This is a genomic window from Paraburkholderia sp. GAS333, assembly GCF_050435665.1.
Taxonomy (GTDB): domain Bacteria; phylum Pseudomonadota; class Gammaproteobacteria; order Burkholderiales; family Burkholderiaceae; genus Paraburkholderia; species Paraburkholderia fungorum_A.
The window spans coordinates 406035-423762 of record NZ_JBNDKS010000003.1; the positions used below are offsets into that span (position 1 = coordinate 406035).

Consider the following 17728-nt stretch of genomic DNA (forward strand, 5'->3'; position numbering starts at 1 on the left):
CCGCGTTACAACCCGTCCCGCCGATGAATCACGGCCGCGACGCCACCTCGTCCAGATGCGCCAGCAGGTCGGCGGGATCGTCGTAGACCCGCAGCGCGCCTGCGCGCTCGAGCTCTTCCGTGCCATAACCGCCCGACAGCACCCCGACGCCCAGCGACCGGCAACGCCGCGCGGCGAGCATGTCCCAGATGCTGTCGCCGACCACGACCGTGTGCTCGATATGCACGCCAAGGCGCTCCGCGGCCGCCACGAACAGGTCCGGGTCGGGCTTCGCGTATTTGACGTCGTCGCGCGTGACGACCACGGCTTTCGCCGGATCGACGCCGAGCGCCTCCAGATTCAACGCGGCGGTTTCCATCCGGCCGCTGGTAGCCACGGCCCACGGCGTGCCGGCTTGCGTCAGCGCGTCGAGCAGGGCGCGCGCGCCGGGCAGCGGGCACACCTGCGCGCGCATCCGCTGATATGCGTCGGCATGCGCCTGACGCAGCCGATCGCCGCGTTCGGGGCTGATTTCGCCGTGGGTTTCGCGCATCAGCTGGTCGGTGAACAGGCCGCCGCTCATGCCGATCTTGCGATGAATCCGCCATACCGACAGCGGGATCCCTTCGCTGTCCAGCGCCTCTTTCCACGCCAGCACGTGCTGGTAGACGCTGTCGACGAGCGTTCCGTCGAGGTCGAAGAGAAATGCTGTCTGGATTCGCATGGTGTGCTCCGTTGGTTAATCGTGTGTCTGGGGTGACTGTAGGGCTTCCTCCCCTGCCCGTTCAATCGACTCCGGCGTCAGTCCCAGTTGCTCGCGCAATCCGGTCCAGCCGTCCGGCGTGATCTGCACTTCCCGCGAGGCTTTCGCGCGACGCAGCCATCCCTTCGAACACAGCAGGTCGAGCAATCCTACGCCGAGCGGCCCGGCAAGATGATGACGCCGCTCGGTCCAGTCGAGGCACTGACGCGCGATCCCGTGACGGCCGGGCCGCAGCGCGCCGACATCGAGCCCCATGCCGGCAAACCACGCCGACCCCGCTGGCGTCACGTCGAACGTCTTGTCGCTCGCGGGCATAAGGAAGCCGCGCTCGATCAGACCGAGCGTGATCGCCACCCCCGCCTGCCCCGCCAGATGGTCGTAGCAACAGCGCGCGAGGCGCAATTTCCGGGCGTCGCGAGTCGGCGTTTTCCGGCGGACCGGCCGCCTCGCGCCAATCGAAGCAAGACTTTCGAGTGCAACCGCAACCTGCGGGTCGGCGAGCCGGTAGTAGCGGTGGCGTCCCTGCTGTTCGACCGCGAGGAGGCCGCCGTCCAGCAACTTCGCGAGATGGCTGCTCGCGGTCTGCGCGGTGACACCAGCGGCGTGCGCCAGTTCGCCCGCCGGCAGCGCGCGGCCGTCGGCCAGCGCCATCAGCATGGCGGCGCGGGCGGCGTCTGAAATGAGAAAGGCGGTAGCGGACAGGTTCGGCTGCGCATGCATGACGGTCTCCGTGATATCGGATCGAGCATAGCGCCATTGAACGCGGCACGTTTCGATACGTGTCGAAGCATCGTTGCGCGTGCGTCTCCAATACTCCGGCAGACACCAGTCAATTACACGCGGGGAATTCAGGCAGATGAACAACGACCGGCAGCAACGACAAGTGCTTTTTGCGACGAGCATCAGCTACGTGATCGTCATTCTCGATACGTCGATCGTCAATGTGGCGCTCGAGCGGATCGCGACCGGCCTCGCGGGCAGCGTCGCCGGTTTGCAGTGGGTGGTGAACGCGTACACGCTGAGCTTCGCGAGTTTGCTGCTGAGCGGCGGGACACTCGCCGACCGGTTCGGCGCGCGCGCCGTCTATATGGCCGGGCTCGCATCGTTCACGGTGGCGTCCGCGCTATGCGGAGCCGCGCCCAGCCTCGCCCTGCTGATCGCGGGCCGGGTGTTGCAGGGCGTGGGCGCCGCATTGCTGGTGCCCGCATCGATGGCGCTGATCAACCAGAGCTGGCCGGATTGGCGGGAACGTGCTGCGGTGTTCGGCCTGTGGGCGGGATTCGGCGGCGTGGCGATGGCGGCCGGGCCGCTGCTGGGCGGCGTGCTGATCGGTTTGAGCGGATGGCGCGGCATCTTTCTGGTCAATGTTCCGGTTTGCCTGGCGGGCTTGGTGATGGCGTGGCGAGTCCGACCGCGAGCTGTGCCCGAAGCACCCCGCCACGTCCCGCGTACATTCGACCTCGCCGGGCAATTAGCGGGCATCGCCACGCTGGCATTGCTGAACGTGTCGATCATCGAAGCGCCGGTCTACGGATGGCATTCCGCCGCGCTTGCCGGATGTGTCGCCGCAACCTTGGGCGCCGGCGCGCTTTTCGTCGCGATCGAAACCCGCCGCACGCACCCCATGCTGCCTTTTAGCCTGTTCCGGCAGCCGCTGTTTTCCGGCTCGGTGATCGCGTCGATGGTGTCGGCGTTCACGTTTTATGGGCTGCTTTTCACGCTCAGCCTCTATTTGCAGCAACAGCGCGGCTACACGCCGTTGCGCGCCGGGCTGGCGTTTTTGCCGCTCACCATTGTGGTGCCGGTCGGCAGCCTGCTGTCGAAGCGCGCGGTTCAGTGGCTCGGTCCGCGATGGCTGGTCGCTGGTGCTTTCGTGCTGGCCGCCGTCGGCTTTCTCATGCTGACGACGGTCGGCCCGGCGGCGCCGTATCTGATGCTGGCACTGCCGCTGCCCGCGATCGGCCTCGCCGCGAGTCTGATCACTCCGGCCACGACCGCGGCGTTGATGGGCTGCGTCGACGGCGATCGTGCGGGAGTCGCGGCGGCCGTGCTGAACGCGGCGCGTCAGACCGGCGCGGCGCTGGGCGTGGCGATCTCGGGCGCGTTGATCGCGACTCGTCCGTCGATACTGGACGCCATGCAGGCCGTCCTGCTGATCGCCGCCACGATGTCGGCGATAGCGGGCGCAATCTGATGGCATGCGTCGACGCAATCCGGCTCAACGATCCGCGGAATAATTCGTAAGTAGCGCGCGCTGTCGCCGCAAAATGCGGACTAATTGCGTAAAAAATCAGCATTGGAATGACTGGAATTCCGGCATTGATTTCGACCATCGCTTTACAAAAGCAATTCCAGATTCCGTCGATATTCCGATCATTATTTAATTACATTAGCCTTTCTTTAATATTTCAAAATAAATGGCGAGTTAAGCCGCCTTGACGAATCACTTCAGGTTTGATTTGCCATTCAACATCCCGCATTCGATACAAAACCCACGTCTTCATGCGAAATTGTGTCGTAAGAACGTCACAGAGCCCTCCCAGCATGCGATCGAACGCGGTAAGCTTCGGGCCCTCAATGTTTCTTCCGCGCCACGCGTTTTATTTTTTCCGGCACCGATTTTATTTCCACCGCCATATGATTGCGCTGTCACTTTTCGCATCCGGCTGAGCGTATCTGCATCGCCGATTTTGAAAAACAAGGCAGTCGACCGGCGTGCGCCATTGACCAGTCATTGGAATGGCTTGCACGCAATAATCGCAAAAATATAACCCTCGCTATTGCGACATTCGCAACAACGATTGCGAATCTATTGCATGCGCGTGCGTGGCGTTGTTGAACAAGCTACTGAATCCATCAATCACCGTTTAATCACGGAGCTAACAAGTATGAAAAAGTGTCTACTCGCGGCAGCCCTGTGCGGCGCCTTTACGATGACGGCGCATGCGCAGAGCAGCGTCACCCTGTACGGCCTCATCGATGCAGGATTCGTGTACACCAACAACCAGCAAGGCCACGCTAACTACCAGCTCGGCAGCAGCTCGACGCAGAACACGGTGTTCGGCCTGAAGGGCTCGGAAGATCTGGGTGCCGGTCTGCACGCGATCTTCAAACTGGAGCAAGGCTTCAATCTGAACAACGGCTCGCAGGCTTTCGCCGGTAGCGCATTCGGTTCCCAGGCATGGGTCGGCCTGCAAAGCGACGCGTACGGTACGGTCACGCTGGGTCGCCAGTTCGACGTGATGAACGACACGGTCGGCCCGCTGACGTCCGCGTTCAACACGTGGGGCGGCAGCATCGCGGCGCACCCGTTCGAAAACGACAACCTGGCGGCGAACTCGGTCGTCATCAACAATTCGGTCAAGTACGCGAGCCCGGTCTACCACGGCGTCACGTTCGAGACGATGTACTCGTTCAGCAACCAGGCTGGCGCGTTCGCGGACAACCGCTCGTACGGTTTCGGTCTGTCGTATGCAATGGGTCCGGTGAACCTGGCTGCCGGTTACCTGCAACTGAACAACGCGGGCAGCGGTTCGGGCGCGGTCACGTCGAGCGACACGAGCGCGAACTTCATCGCCGAACGTCAGCGTATCTGGTCGCTGGGCGGTAACTACACGTTCGGCCCGGCTACCGTCGGCCTCGTGTGGAGCCACTCGCAGATCGACAACGCGTCGGGCGTGTTCTCGTTCGGCACGGGCACCTACCTCGGTTCGGGCGACACGTCGTCGGGCACGCTGGGCGGCTCGCTGCGCCTCGACAACTATGAAGTGAACGCGAAGTACGAACTGACGCCGGCACTGAGCGTGTCGGGTGCGTACACGTTCACGCACGGCGCGTACAACGGTTCGTCGCCGGGCTGGAACACGGCAATGCTGCAAACGGATTACTCGGTCAGCAAGCGCACCGACTTCTATCTGGAAGGCGTGTATCAGAACGTGCACGGCGCGCCGGCGGATTCGGTGCTGTCGCATGCAATGCTCAACACGCTGTCGCCGTCTGCGACGAACTCGCAGGTCGCTGTGACGGTGGGTATGCGTCACGCGTTCTAAGCGGGCTTGTGATGCGCGTCTGATTGCGCGGCTTCAGCGCCGCGCAATCAGTGCGTAAGCGGTAAAGACCTATGCCCGGCTTCGTCCGGGCATAGTCCATTTTCAGACCATCAGTCTTTCACATTGCGCGCCCGGCACGATCACGAACGTGCAGCGGCCAGCACCTGAGACGCGAGCACGTGATGCTGCCCGCGCCGCGACCGGATTGCGTGAACCTCTTCGATCACGCCCTCCGCGCGACCCAGCAACCGCAAACCACGCAGCAGCGACAGGTCTTCCGCGCCCAGTTCCGCGAGCGGAAACACGCCCAGCCCGCGCGCGGCGAACACGGCCATCAGCGCACTGTCCTCGAATTCGCCGACGATGCGCGGCCGGATGCCCTCACTCTCGAACCAGCGGTCGAGCCGCGCCCGCAGCGCGCCATGGCGGGTAGGCAGCAGCACCGGCAGACTGGCCAGGCATGCTGGAAAACCGGCGCGCGCGGCCTTGCGCACGATGTCCGCCGGGCCATACCAGTCGACCGGCGAGCCGGCAATCCGCTGGCTCGTCACGCGCAAATCCGCGTTATGCGGTGCAGGCTGACAAGCCAGCACCAGATCCAGCCGATGCAGCGCCAGCTCTGACATAAGCTGCGCATGTTCGCCTTCGTGACACAACAGCCTCAGCGACGGCGTACCGAGCACTGGCGCAAGCAGCGCATGCGCGGCGAGTTTTGAAATGCCGTCCGACAGACCTACCGCTAGCCGCGCCGCGCCCTCGCCGCCCGGCTCGCGCATCTCGTCGAGCAAGGTTTCGCCAAGCTGAAAAATCTGCTCCGCGCGATTGAAGGCGGTCTCGCCGGCCTCGGTCATCGTGACGCCTCGTCCCGCCGGCTTCAGCAATTGACGCCCAATCGATTTCTCCAGTTCGCGCACCTGCGCACTGACCGTCTGGACCGCCACGTCGAGCCGCTCGGCGGCGCGCGCGAAGCCGCCTTCCTTGACGACGATCCAGAAATAATAGAGATGACGATAGTTGAGCATGCCGCTGACAGTTCGCAAAAATCGATATGTCATTCAGCTTATCACTGATTTATTCGAAGCTTGCCCGGGACGAAGATAGCGGTTCCGTGACATTAACCGCACCGGCCTCTATAACAATCCCATGGACTCCCTACTCGCCCTGATGGCCGACCCCGCTGCGTGGGCAGCGCTCGTCACGTTGATCGTGATGGAAATCGTGCTTGGCATCGACAACCTGATCTTCATCTCGATCCTCAGCAACAAGCTGCCCGAGGCGCAACGCGCGCGCACGCAGCGCATCGGCCTGATGCTCGCGCTGGTGATGCGGCTTGCGCTGCTCGGCACGGTCGCGTGGATCGCGCAGCTAACCGCGCCTGCGTTCTCGCTGTTCGATCACGCGTTTTCGTGGCGCGATCTGATTCTGCTCGGTGGCGGTCTGTTTCTGGTGTGGAAGGCGACGAGCGAAATTCGCCACCATGTCACTCATTCGGACGAGGCTGCCGATAAAGCAGCCTCCACGGTTCAGTTGACGGTCGCGGCGGCCATCGGCCAGATCATCGTGCTCGATATCGTGTTTTCGGTCGACAGCATCATCACGGCGGTCGGCATGACCGAGCACATGCCGATCATGTTCGTCGCCGTCATCGTCGCGGTGCTGGTGATGCTGTTCGCGGCGCTGCCGTTGTCGCGTTTTATCGACCGCAATCCGACCATCGTGATGCTGGCGCTCAGCTTCCTGCTGGTGATCGGCATGACGCTGATCGCCGATGGTTTCGGCACTCACGTGCCAAAGGCCTACATCTACGCGGCCATGGCGTTCTCTGCTTTTGTCGAGTGCATGAACATGCTGGTGCGTCGCGCGAAATCGAAACGCGCGGCGAGTGGCAGCGAATGAATGGCGCATGAGCGATTAGTGAATGACGCGCTCAGGCCGAGCGTTTGAAGTCTGGAATTTTCAAGGAGCGTGACGATGAAGTGCCCCGTTTGTACAACGACCGATCTGCTGATGACCGAGCGCCGCTCGATCGAAATCGATTATTGCCCGGCCTGCCGGGGCGTGTGGCTCGATCGCGGCGAACTGGACAAGCTGATCGCGCAGGACGCGGGAATTGGAGATGCGCCCGCCGCGTCACGCGCGGGCCGGGATGAGCACCAGAATCGTGGACACTCGTACGAAGGCGAACGCCATCGCGGGTATGACGATCGCCGCGCGGATTATCGCGGGCACAAAAAGAAGCGCTCGATTTTCGACGTGTTCGATTTCGACTGATTCTGGCGAAGTGTCTGCGGCGGCTTCGCGCAATCGCCGCTAGCGGGCTTTGCTTCGACCGCTTCGGCCGGTAGTTCCAGAACGAGGCGTTTCTTTGGCTGCAGGCGCGCCGCCGTTCATCTGCTCCATCCACGACAAAGTGTCGACGTACGACATGAACTGCTTCAGATACCCCGGCGACAACTCGCTCATCAACGAAAGCGCGCGATGCACGAGGCTGCTTGAATTGAGCGGCCCCGCGTTGCCGGACACCGGCGCGAGCGACTGGCGTATCTGTTTCTCGCTGCGTACCCGGGACCAGACACCTCGGAAGTAATCGAGTTCAGGCAGTTCGGGATAGGCGGTGGATCGGTGCGTGTTGCTCGCGAGTTGCCTGACCAGGCCCGCTAGCGATTCCGATTCGGCGGCGCCGCGGTCCGCCACCTTCGCATCGGGCGTTGCGCGCGCCACGTCAGCCGAATACGCGTGAATCAGCTTCGCCACGCGCTCGTCGAGAACCCGCCGTACATCGCCTTCGTGGGCAGCCGCGCGCCGCTCCAACGCCACGATCAATTGAAAACGCACCGGGTTCAGACGATCCGCACCGCATTCGCGCCACGCGTCGAGTGTCGCTCGGGCGTGGCGCGCGACGTCGGCGGAATCGACGTTATCGTTATTCACCGGACTTCACCGTTGCAGTCGATGGCCGCGGCACCGGCGCAATTTCCACACGCCGGTTTTTCGCCCGCCCCGGTTCGTCGGTATTCGAACTCACCGGCTGCCCGGAGCCGAACGCCGCCGCGAACAGCGACGACGCCGGCACGCCCGCGTCGATCAATTGACGCGTGACCGTCAACGCGCGCTGTGCCGAGAGCTCCCAGTTGTCCGCAAAGCGGCGATTGCCTTCGCGCAAACGCTGGTCGTCGGTAAAGCCGCTGACCATCAGAATCTGATCGCTGGCCCGCAAATACGCGGATAGCGGTCCCGCCAGGCTCTTCAGCAGATCGCGCCCTTCCGGTTGTAACTGCGCGGAATTCAGCGCGAACAGCACATTGCCGCTAATGCCGATGCGTCCATTGACCAGCGTCACGCGCCCCGCCGCCAGCGGTCCGGCCAGCGCCTGCTCCAGCGTCTTGCGGCGCTGCGTTTCCGCCTGACGCTGCTTGACCTCCTGATCGAGCTTGTTCGATAGCTCCAGTTGCACGCCGATCACGCCGACCAGAATCAGCACAAACGCGCCCAGCAGCACCGACATCAGGTCGCCGAAAACCGGCCAGATCGGCGCGCCCGGCTCCACGCCGCCGTCGATTTCCTCGCTCATGCCGCATCAACTCCGGCAGACGAGCGTTGGCGGGCGAGGTGCTGCAAATCTTCGACGATCTGCTTCTGCGACATCACGCTCAGGTCGACGACTTCACGCGCCTGTGCGACGTAATACGCGAGTTGTTCGTCGCTGCGCGCAAGCGATTTGTCCAGCGCGGTTTCGATGCGTTGCAAATGGGCGACGAGTTTGTCGTTCGATTCGCCGAACATCTGCACGGAGGCACCGAACGCTTCGCCGAGGCTCGCGACTTCGACCGCGCTGCCCGTCACCTGCGCGGCGACCGCGCCGAGCTTGCCGGTTTCGAGTTCGACATGATCGGTGAAGCGCGTGCCCACGCGTTCCAAAAGATCCGCCGATGTCGCGACCAGCGCGTCCACGGCCGTGCGTTGCTCGCCGGATGCGTGATTCACTGCATCTAGCAAGGTCTCAAGCGTTTCGAGAAGACGGCTGCGCTCCTGCAACATCGCGGTATCGCGGACCATGCTGTCCGACAGTTTCTGACGCAGTTCGGCGACGACCTCGGCGGCGGCCTTCGGCGCTTCCGACGCCGCTTGCACCAGTTGGCCGATTTCAGCGATGGTGTCGCTGGCGTGCGCCTGCGTTTGCGCCGACATATCGCGTGCGGTTTGCGCCAGCGTTTCGCAGATTTCCTGCTGACGTTGCGCGGTTTGCGTGCCCGCTTGCGCCCACTCTTCGCGCAGCGTTGATGCCATCGAGCCGAGCTTGTCGGTCCAGGCGGCCAGGCGCTGTTCATCGCGCGACGCAATTTCAGCGTGCAGATTCGCTGCGGCCTTCGGTGCCTCAGCCGCTGCATCAACCAGGCGGTTGATTTCGGCAATCGTGTCGCTCGCGTGCGCCTGCGTTTGCGCCGACATATCGCGTGCGGTTTGCGCCAGCGTTTCGCAGATTTCCTGCTGACGTTGCGCGGTTTGCGTACCTGCTTGCACCCACTCTTCGCTCAGCGTGGTGGCCATCGAACCGAGCTTGTCGGTCCATGCGGCCAGGCGCTGTTCATCGCGCGAGGCAATTTCAGCGTGCAGATTCGCTGCGGCCTTCGGTGTTTCAGCCGCTGCATCAACCAGGCGGTTGATTTCGGCAATCGTGTCGCTCGCGTGCGCCTGCGTTTGCGCCGACATATCGCGCGCGGTTTGCGCCAGCGTTTCGCAGATTTCCTGCTGACGTTGCGCGGTTTGCGTACCTGCTTGCGCCCACTCTTCGCGCAGCGTTGATGCCATCGAGCCGAGCTTGTCGGTCCATGCGGCCAGGCGCTGTTCATCGCGCGAGGCAATTTCAGCGTGCAGATTCGCTGCGGCCTTCGGTGCCTCAGCCGCTGCATCAACCAGGCGGTTGATTTCGGCAATCGTGTCGCTCGCATGCGCCAGCGTTTGCGCCGACATATCGCGTGCGGTTTGCGCCAGCGTTTCGCAGATTTCCTGCTGACGTTGCGCGGTTTGCGTGCCCGCTTGCGCCCACTCTTCGCTCAGCGTTGATGCCATCGAGCCGAGCTTGTCGGTCCATGCAGCAAGGCGCTGTTCATCGCGCGACGCCAGTTCGGTCTGCAAGTCCACATGCGACTGACCGACCCCACGCAGCAACGACGCCGAGTGGTGCTCGAAAGTCGCCGCTGCCGCTGCCAACGCCTGCTGGTTATCCAGAGCCAGCTTTTCGCCCGCGCGTTCCTGACGCGACAGCGCGTCGTTCCACGCCTGCGACACACTGCCCGCCGTCGCATCGAGCCGCGCGGACACGCCGTCCAGCAGCGCCGCCGAGCGCAATTCGAACGCTTCCGTGACACGCTCCATCGAGCCGCGCCAATGCCCGGCCAATTCCTCGCTCGAACGCTGATGCCCGGCCAATGCGTCGCTCCAGATCCCGGCGACTTTGGCCGTGGTCGCGTCGAAGCCGTTCGACAATCCGTCGAGTTGTCGCTGGACGGCCTGCGACACCGCGCCGTGCAACGCCTCAGTCTCGCGCGCGAGACCCGCCATCGTGGCTTCCATGACCGGCTGCAACGCGGCGCTGGCAGCCCTGGCGCTATCGGCAACGCTATCCCTCAGAGAGCGCTCGACCGAACCCGCGAGGCGCGTATAAACCGCCTCCGTCTTGCCGTGGAAGGCTTCCTGGCTCGCCAGTTGCCGCTCGTTCAGCGCGAGACTTTGCTGTTCGATGACGGTCATCATCGTTTGCAGACGATCGACCAGCGTCGGCATGACCTCGGCCTGGCGCTGCATCAGCTTGAAACTTTCCTCGCGCTGATGCGCCTGCGAATAGATGCGCAAGTTCGTCGCGATCTTCAGGTCGAGCGCCTGCGCGGCGTCGAGCCGCGCACGGCGGCACAGCGCCGACAGCAGACCCAGCATCGCCGATGTCGCAACGCCCGCAATCGAGGTGCCGAATGCAAAACCCAGGCCCTTGACCGGCGCGGCCAGCGACGCGCGAATCGCCTGCAGATCGGTCGCGCTTTCGAGCGCGAGGCCGGTGCCGCGCAGCGTCGCGACCATCCCGAGCAGCGTGCCGAGCATCCCCAGCAACACCAGCAAGCCGACGAGATACGGCGTCAGCGCCGGTCCGGGCAGCGCCACGCGCTCGCCTTCGATCCGCAGCCGCACCGCGTTGCGCAGGCTCGGGTGCAAAGGTTCGAGCCACGCGGAAAGACTCGCGGGTGGCGCGGAGAGTCCGTCGACGGCGCGCGTCAGCGTGGTCGTGGCCTGCCCATAGCGGCGCAATTCGAGCGCACCCGCCAGATAGCAGACGACGATCAGCAGCGTGACGGACAGCGCCAGCGCGTTCGACCCGACATAGCTGGCGGCAATCCAGCACGCAGCGGCCAGGCCGGCCAGAAAAACAACGAAATCAATACGATATCTGGACATAGTGTTCCAGTTAGCGGGTGCGAAGAGCTGCGAGCAACCCTTCGACCGGTTGTAAACGAACTTCCAGTTCGGCCAGCAGGACGCTCTGCATATCCTTGCGGAAAACGTCCAGCCACGCGTCGTGTGCGGTTGGCGCAGGCGGCGCAGTCCGGGCGGCGGGCGCAACGTCTTTGACGGCATCGGCCTGACTCGCGTGTTCGGGATCGTCGACGATCGCGGCCGCCTTCTGACTTGCGTCGCGCAAACGCTCGAAATGGCCCGCGAGCAGACCGGGCACCGTCGCCAGCAGATTCCGCTCGCGCTCGCCCAGCGCGCGCTCCATCACGGCGTCAACCACCGCCAGCCGGGCCATGGCAGGCGTTCTGGTGGCGAGCATCCCACGCAGACGGCCGCGTAGATTGCCGACCGCCGTTTCCATCGACTGCTGCTGCGCAAGATAGCGCTGACGGAACACCGCGTAGTCGGCCGGCGCATCGGTGGAAACGACGTGAGCCGACGCCGGCCCCGCCGCGCGCCGCTTCGACGCAACCAGCACGCTGTCGTTGGCGATGGCCTTGCCCAGCAACGACCGCACGCGAAGACATTCGTCCTCTTCGACGCGGCCGAACGCCCGCGCGTTGGCAGGGACCGCAGGCGGCTTACCGCTCAGCGCCGACGACAAAGCAATCGCGTCGGTCCAGCCGAGCCACTGGCTCAGCCGGTCCGACAGCGACTGCCGGGATTCGGGAACATCGACATCCGCCAGACGGGCCAATAAGCGAATGAGGGCCGGGCCACTGAGCGCTGTGCGCTGGGAAGCTTGCAACATAGCACCGGAGGCAAAAAAGTCAGCAGTTTACACGCTGGCGAGGTGGGTGCCGCTGTGGTTTGATCTGGCGGGTATTTTGACGGTGCTTCTGGACCCGATCGAACCGCAATCCGAGGCTAGTTCGACGGCTCGCGACAGCACGTGCAAACCCGAATCCCGCGCGTTTTTGCAGCAGGTACGATGCACCTGCTGCAAGCACTTAACACCACCATTCCAGGCGAGGCAACGTGACACCCGACGTGACCCAGACAGGAAGCATGAATTTCGATACCGTCGTGCTCGGCGCGGGCATAGTCGGCGTCTGCGTGGCGCTGCATCTGCAGAAACGCGGCCGCCAGGTTGCGCTGATCGACCGCAAATTGCCCGGCAACGAAACGTCGTTCGGCAATGCAGGGCTGATCCAGCGCGAAGGCGTCTATCCGTATGCGTTTCCGCGCGGACTCGGCACGCTGCTGCGCTACGCGCGCAACCAGTCACCGGACGTTCGCTACCATGCCGACGCGATCTTCAAGACCATGCCGTTTCTGTGGCAGTACTGGCGCAATTCGCATCCAGCAAAACACGCGGCAATCGCGCGCTCTTATTCCACGCTGATCGAACATTGCGTGAGCGAGCACCGCGCGCTCGCCGCCGATGCCGGTGCGAGCGCGTTGCTGCGTCCGATCGGCTGGATCAAGGTGTTTCGCACCGACGCGGTTCGGGATGCCGAGACGCGGCTCGTCGAACGATGGCACGACGAATACGGCGTCGAGTTCGACGCCCTCGATCCCGCGCGCCTGCAACAGATGGAACCCGCTCTCGACACGAGCTTGCGAGGCGGCTTGTGCTATACGGCATCCGATTCGGTCAGCGATCCGAATGCGCTCGTCACCGCGTACGCGAAATATTTCGAGGCGCTAGGCGGCCGCTTCTTTATCGGCGACGCCGACACATTGCGCGAGGGCTGGCAGGTCGATACGGAAGCGGGAACGATCTCGGCGGAATCGGCAGTCGTCGCGTTGGGGCCGTGGTCGGACCGGCTGAGTGCGCAACTCGGCTACCGCCTCCCTCTCGCCGTGAAGCGCGGCTACCACATGCACTACGCGCCGCGCGACGGTGCGCGCCTGAATCACCCGGTGCTGGATGTCGAAAACGGTTACCTGCTGGCGCCGATGGCGCGCGGCATCCGCCTCACCACGGGCGCGGAAATCGCTCATCGCGATGCGGCCAGAACGCCGGTACAACTCGCAGCGGTCGAGCCGGTTGCGCGCACACTGTTTCCGCTAGGCGAACGTCTCGACGACGAACCGTGGATGGGCCGCCGCCCCTGCACGCCGGACATGATGCCGGTGATCGGGCCGGCGAAAAATCATCGGGGCTTGTGGTTCGCCTTTGGTCATGCGCATCACGGATTGACGCTGGGGCCGATCACGGGCCGCCTGCTCGCGGAAATGATGACGGGTGAAGAGACGGTGGTGGACCCGTGGCCGTTTCGGGTGGAGCGGTTCTAGCGCGCGTTTTGCGCGGCGGCGGACGGCTCATGCGGGACATCGTCGAACTGTTACATCCTGAAAGGAAAGGTCAATTTTATGGACCCGGATCGGCCCAAACCCAGTGGTCGATCCTTACACTTTCCTCGTTTTGCGTACCCCGATTTGTTGCATTACATCAACACAGCGGGTGCATTCTCGATGTTATGTAGTCGCCACAAAATGATCAAAACAGCGCACAAATAACGCAATAATTATCCTAAAACACACTATCACAATCACAAAATCGGCTTTCCCAACCCATCGCCACCACCCCATCCCAAGTTTATTCATTGAGAACGCTTCTCAATTACAACGTGATTGAATAGAATGCGCCTCGAAATCACTTTGTAATAAACATGGAATGGCCGGGTAAGGATTTCTCATGTCCGCTCGACCTTCTTTTTGAAACTCGACGGGGATGAAAATGAAGTTGCGGTCCGACGATCCGAAGCTCGGCAAAATCAGCACGACCCTTTGCAGCATGCTCGCTGCCGGGCCGGCTCTCGCCCAAAGTACCGCGGCCACCGCGCCGCCCGACAGCGAAGGCCAGCTCGTGCCGATCGCCGTGCAAGGCCAGTCGGACGGCGCCTTCAAGACCGACCACTCGTCGTCGATCAAATTCACCGCGCCGCTGCTGGATACGCCGAAATCGGTGACGGTCATCCCACAGGAACTGATCCAGAGCACCGGCGCCTCGACGCTGACCGAAGCGCTGCGCACCGTGCCGGGCATCACGTTCGGCGCGGGCGAAGGCGGCAATCCGCTCGGCGACCGGCCGTTCATTCGCGGCTACGACGCGCAGGGCAGCACCTTCGTCGACGGCATGCGCGACGTCGGCGCAACGACACGCGAAGTGTTCAACATCCAGAGCGTCGAAGTGACCAAGGGTGCCGATGGCGCGTTCGGCGGCCGGGGTGGCGCGGGCGGCAGCATCAACCTGATCACCAAGGCCCCGCATCTGGGCAATTCCGCCGACGGCAGCGTGGGCCTCGGCACCGACCGCTACCGCCGCTTCACCGCCGACGGCAACTGGCAAGTGGCCGATCACGCGGCGTTCCGCCTGAACGTGATGAGCCACAACAACGACGTGGCCGGCCGCGACGCCGTCAACAACGAGCGCTGGGGCATTGCGCCGTCGTTCACGTACGGCCTCGGCACGCCCACCCGCGTAACGGCGAGCTACTACCATCTGCAAACGGACGACCTGCCCGACAGCGGCATCCCGTATTTCTACACGACGACCAATAAGCCGGCCAACGTCAGCACCATCTACCCGGCCGACGTGAACCGTCACAACTTCTACGGACTGATCGACCGCGATTTCCGCAAGACCACGTCCGACGTCGGCACGGTGCGGATCGAGCACGACATCAACAGCAATCTGTCGATTCGCAACACCACGCGCTACACGAAGTCGACCCAGGACTACATCTGGACCCAGCCCGACGACAGTCAGGGCAACGTCGTGAACGGCATGGTGTGGCGCCGCGCAAATACGCGTGCCAGCGACGTCTACAGCCTCGCCAACCAGACCGAACTGTACGGCGACTTCAACACCGGCTTCCTGAAGCACAGCTTCACGACCGGCATCGAAGTGTCGCGCGAAACCAGTGTGAACGACTCGTACACGGTCGCAGCGGCGAGCGGCGCGATCTGCAAGACCAACGGCATCGGCGTCGCGTCGGGCTATAACTGCACGAGTCTGTACTCGCCGAATCCGAACGACCCGTGGGCTGGTTCGGTCAAGCAGACGAACGATCCCAGCGAGCAACGCACCGTCACCAAGTCGCTCTATGCGTTCGACACGATCGAGCTGACGAAGCGCTGGCAAGCCAACGTCGGCCTGCGCGTCGACGATTACTCGACCGACTTCCGCAACACCGTGGCCAACGGCGCAGGCCGCGTTTCGCGCGACGACACGCTGTTCAACTACCAGCTCGGCCTCGTGTTCAAGCCGGCGTCGAACGGCAGCATCTATACGTCGATCTCGACCTCGTCGACGCCGGCCGGCGCGTTGCTCGGCCAGGGTAGCGAAACGCAGTCGCTGACGCCGGGCCGTGGCGGCATCGGCGCTAACGCCGCCGATCTCGCACCGGAGAAGAACCGCAGCATCGAAGTGGGCACCAAGTGGAACGTGCTGGACAACAAGCTCTCGCTGACGGGCGCGCTGTTCCAGATCGACACGACCAACGCGCGCGTCACGTTGCCGGACAACAGCTACGCGATGGTCGGCAGCAAGCGCGTGCAAGGTTTCGAATTCGGCGTGGCGGGTCAGTTGACGAACAAGTGGCAGGTGTTCGGCGGCTACACGTACCTGAAGAGCCAGTTGCGCGACAACGGCAAAACGACGACCGACAACGGCCACCAGTTCCCGAATACGCCGAAGAACAGCATCAGCCTGTGGACCACGTATGAAGTTCTGCCGAAGTTCACGATTGGCGGCGGCGCGTTCTACATGTCGCAGGTTTATGGCGACACGGCGAATCTGCGCGCGGTGCCGGCTTACTGGCGCTTCGACGGCGTCGCGACGTATCGCGTGAACAAGCATGTCGATCTGCAACTGAACGTGCAGAACATGTTCAATCGCACGTACTACGACCAGGCTTACGCGTCGCACTACGCGTCGATCGCACCGGGACGCTCCGCGTTCCTGACGCTGAACGCGCACTACTAAGCACGGCGTAATGGAACCCGCAACGCAAGTGACCTTGAAAGCGCTGGCGAACGTGTCGCACGACGAGTTCGCCGCGATTCTCGCCGGGCCGCCCGCCCAGGCTGCCGCCTGGGTGGCGGCGGCCGCGCACAACGGTATTGTCGAAGCGCAGGCCGTGTATGGGCAGTATCTGCTCGACGGCCACGGAGTCGAACGCAATGTTGACGAAGCGTTCACGTGGTTCAGACACGCGGCGCGGCGCGATCATCCGATGGCGATGAACATGCTGGGCCGCTGTTATGAGCATGGTTGGGGCACGGCTCGATGTGCGCCGGTTGCCGTGTACTGGTACCGGCTCGCGGCGCAGGCGGGGCTGGACTGGGGGATGTACAACTATGCGTCGGCGCTGGCGCTCGGTAACGGTATTACCTGTGACCGCGCGCAGGCGTTGCAGTGGTTCCAGCGCGCGGCCGGTCTCGGTCACGCGAAGTCGCTGAACTTTATCGGCAGCTTTTACGAAGATGGCTGGGAGGTCGACGCAGACATCGATATCGCGCTCGACTTCTACCATCGCGCCGCGCAAGGCGGCGACTTCCGCGGACAATTCAACTACGCGCGACTGATGGCCGAACGCGGCGATATCGACACTGCGCTGCACTGGTTGCGGCGCGTGCCGCTCACTGCGACACCAGCATTCATCGCGAAGATGCAGGCATGGCTTGCGGCGTCGCCAGTCAGCGCGTTGCGCGCGCTGGGTAATGAAATGAACCTGAGCGCCCGCAGACCGGCCCGCTTTCTCTGGGAGTCGCGCACATGATGCTGCATCTGAAAGGTGTTTTGACCAAACAGCAGGTCGCGCAATGCCGCGAAGTGCTCGACGCGGCGCCGTGGGCCGATGGCAATGCGACGTCCGGCGCGCAATCGGCACAAGCCAAACGCAACCAGCAACTGCCTGAAGGCTCGCCCGCCGCACGCGCGGTGGGCGACGCGATTCAGGACGCTCTCGGCCAGAACTCGCGCTTTTTTTCCGCTGCGTTGCCGCTGAAAGTATTCCCGCCGCTATTCAACCGCTATGCGGGCGGCGACGGTTTCGGCACCCACATCGACAACGCGATCCGCCTGTTGAAGGGCACCGATTTCCGCATTCGCAGCGATTTGTCAGCGACGCTGTTTCTCGCCGAACCGGACACTTACGACGGCGGCGAACTGTGCATCGAAGATACATATGGCGTGCATCGCGCGAAACTGCCCGCGGGCGACATGGTGCTCTACCCGGCTTCGAGCCTGCATCATGTGAGTCCGGTGACGCGCGGCGTGCGGCTCGCTTCGTTCTTCTGGATTCAAAGCATGGTGCGCGACGACGGCGAGCGCACCACGCTGTTTCAACTCGATAACGACGTGCAGCGCCTCGCTGCCGAGAAGGGTTCGAACGATCCCACCGTGGTCAGCCTGACCGGCATCTATCACAATCTGCTACGTCGCTGGGCCGACGCCTGAGAACGCGCGTGCAATGATGCG

At 63.4% G+C, this 17728-nt stretch carries 15 protein-coding genes; 8 read left to right on the forward strand and 7 right to left on the reverse strand.

The window, feature by feature from the left end:
- Window positions 1–28: 28 nt before the first annotated feature.
- A complete protein-coding gene (locus ABH945_RS17595; protein ID WP_074769795.1) occupies window positions 29–703 on the reverse strand; it encodes an HAD family hydrolase in 675 nt (224 codons plus the stop codon).
- A 15-nt stretch (window positions 704–718) separates the two neighbouring features.
- Window positions 719–1462, reverse strand: coding sequence for an ArsR/SmtB family transcription factor (locus ABH945_RS17600; RefSeq protein ID WP_429251342.1), 744 nt, complete (start codon window positions 1460–1462; stop codon window positions 719–721).
- Window positions 1463–1598: 136 nt separating this feature from the next.
- On the opposite strand from ABH945_RS17600, the gene ABH945_RS17605 reads away from it, so the two are divergent.
- Both ABH945_RS17605 and ABH945_RS17610 read left to right on the forward strand, forming a co-directional pair.
- Window positions 1599–2936 carry an MFS transporter gene (locus ABH945_RS17605; RefSeq protein ID WP_429251343.1) on the forward strand — a complete coding sequence of 446 codons (1338 nt, stop codon included), beginning with the start codon at window positions 1599–1601 and terminating at the stop codon, window positions 2934–2936.
- Window positions 2937–3630: 694 nt separating this feature from the next.
- Window positions 3631–4791: a porin gene (locus ABH945_RS17610; RefSeq protein WP_074769801.1), complete on the forward strand. Its 1161-nt coding sequence runs from the start codon at window positions 3631–3633 to the stop codon at window positions 4789–4791.
- A gap of 140 nt (window positions 4792–4931) precedes the next feature.
- Here the strand turns inward: ABH945_RS17610 and ABH945_RS17615 are convergent, their stop codons facing one another.
- Window positions 4932–5813 (reverse strand): LysR family transcriptional regulator, encoded by an 882-nt coding sequence (locus tag ABH945_RS17615; protein ID WP_429251912.1) that lies wholly within the window; start codon window positions 5811–5813, stop codon window positions 4932–4934.
- 121 nt (window positions 5814–5934) lie between these two features.
- Between ABH945_RS17615 and ABH945_RS17620 the strand changes: the two genes are divergently transcribed.
- Window positions 5935–6687, forward strand: a complete 753-nt coding sequence (locus ABH945_RS17620; RefSeq protein WP_429251344.1) for a TerC family protein — start codon at window positions 5935–5937, stop codon at window positions 6685–6687.
- Between the two features lie 75 nt (window positions 6688–6762).
- Window positions 6763–7062, forward strand: a complete 300-nt coding sequence (locus ABH945_RS17625) for a zf-TFIIB domain-containing protein (RefSeq protein ID WP_429251345.1) — start codon at window positions 6763–6765, stop codon at window positions 7060–7062.
- Between the two features lie 39 nt (window positions 7063–7101).
- Here the strand turns inward: ABH945_RS17625 and ABH945_RS17630 are convergent, their stop codons facing one another.
- From ABH945_RS17630 to ABH945_RS17645, 4 genes are read right to left on the reverse strand one after another with little or no spacing between them, the layout of a single operon-like run.
- The gene (locus tag ABH945_RS17630; protein ID WP_429251346.1) at window positions 7102–7722 is read right to left on the reverse strand and encodes a DUF2894 domain-containing protein; all 621 of its coding nucleotides are present in this window, start codon (window positions 7720–7722) and stop codon (window positions 7102–7104) included.
- Complete coding sequence (locus ABH945_RS17635) at window positions 7715–8362, reverse strand: OmpA family protein (protein ID WP_074769811.1); 648 nt, start codon at window positions 8360–8362, stop codon at window positions 7715–7717. Before ABH945_RS17635 ends, ABH945_RS17630 begins: the two co-directional genes overlap by 8 nt.
- Window positions 8359–11238 carry a DUF802 domain-containing protein gene (locus ABH945_RS17640; protein ID WP_429251347.1) on the reverse strand — a complete coding sequence of 960 codons (2880 nt, stop codon included), beginning with the start codon at window positions 11236–11238 and terminating at the stop codon, window positions 8359–8361. Before ABH945_RS17640 ends, ABH945_RS17635 begins: the two co-directional genes overlap by 4 nt.
- 10 nt (window positions 11239–11248) lie before the next feature.
- Window positions 11249–12046: a DUF3348 domain-containing protein gene (locus ABH945_RS17645; protein ID WP_429251348.1), complete on the reverse strand. Its 798-nt coding sequence runs from the start codon at window positions 12044–12046 to the stop codon at window positions 11249–11251.
- Between the two features lie 257 nt (window positions 12047–12303).
- On the opposite strand from ABH945_RS17645, the gene ABH945_RS17650 reads away from it, so the two are divergent.
- From ABH945_RS17650 to ABH945_RS17665, 4 genes are all read left to right on the forward strand, one after another.
- On the forward strand, window positions 12304–13536 hold the full coding sequence (locus ABH945_RS17650) for an NAD(P)/FAD-dependent oxidoreductase (RefSeq protein ID WP_429251349.1): 1233 nt from the start codon (window positions 12304–12306) through the stop codon (window positions 13534–13536).
- Window positions 13537–13981: 445 nt separating this feature from the next.
- Window positions 13982–16231 carry a TonB-dependent receptor gene (locus ABH945_RS17655; protein WP_429251350.1) on the forward strand — a complete coding sequence of 750 codons (2250 nt, stop codon included), beginning with the start codon at window positions 13982–13984 and terminating at the stop codon, window positions 16229–16231.
- A gap of 10 nt (window positions 16232–16241) precedes the next feature.
- Window positions 16242–17027 (forward strand): tetratricopeptide repeat protein, encoded by a 786-nt coding sequence (locus ABH945_RS17660; RefSeq protein ID WP_429251351.1) that lies wholly within the window; start codon window positions 16242–16244, stop codon window positions 17025–17027.
- Window positions 17024–17707 carry a Fe2+-dependent dioxygenase gene (locus ABH945_RS17665; RefSeq protein WP_429251352.1) on the forward strand — a complete coding sequence of 228 codons (684 nt, stop codon included), beginning with the start codon at window positions 17024–17026 and terminating at the stop codon, window positions 17705–17707. The genes ABH945_RS17660 and ABH945_RS17665 overlap by 4 nt, the downstream gene beginning before the upstream one ends.
- The last annotated feature ends 21 nt before the right edge of the window (window positions 17708–17728 follow it).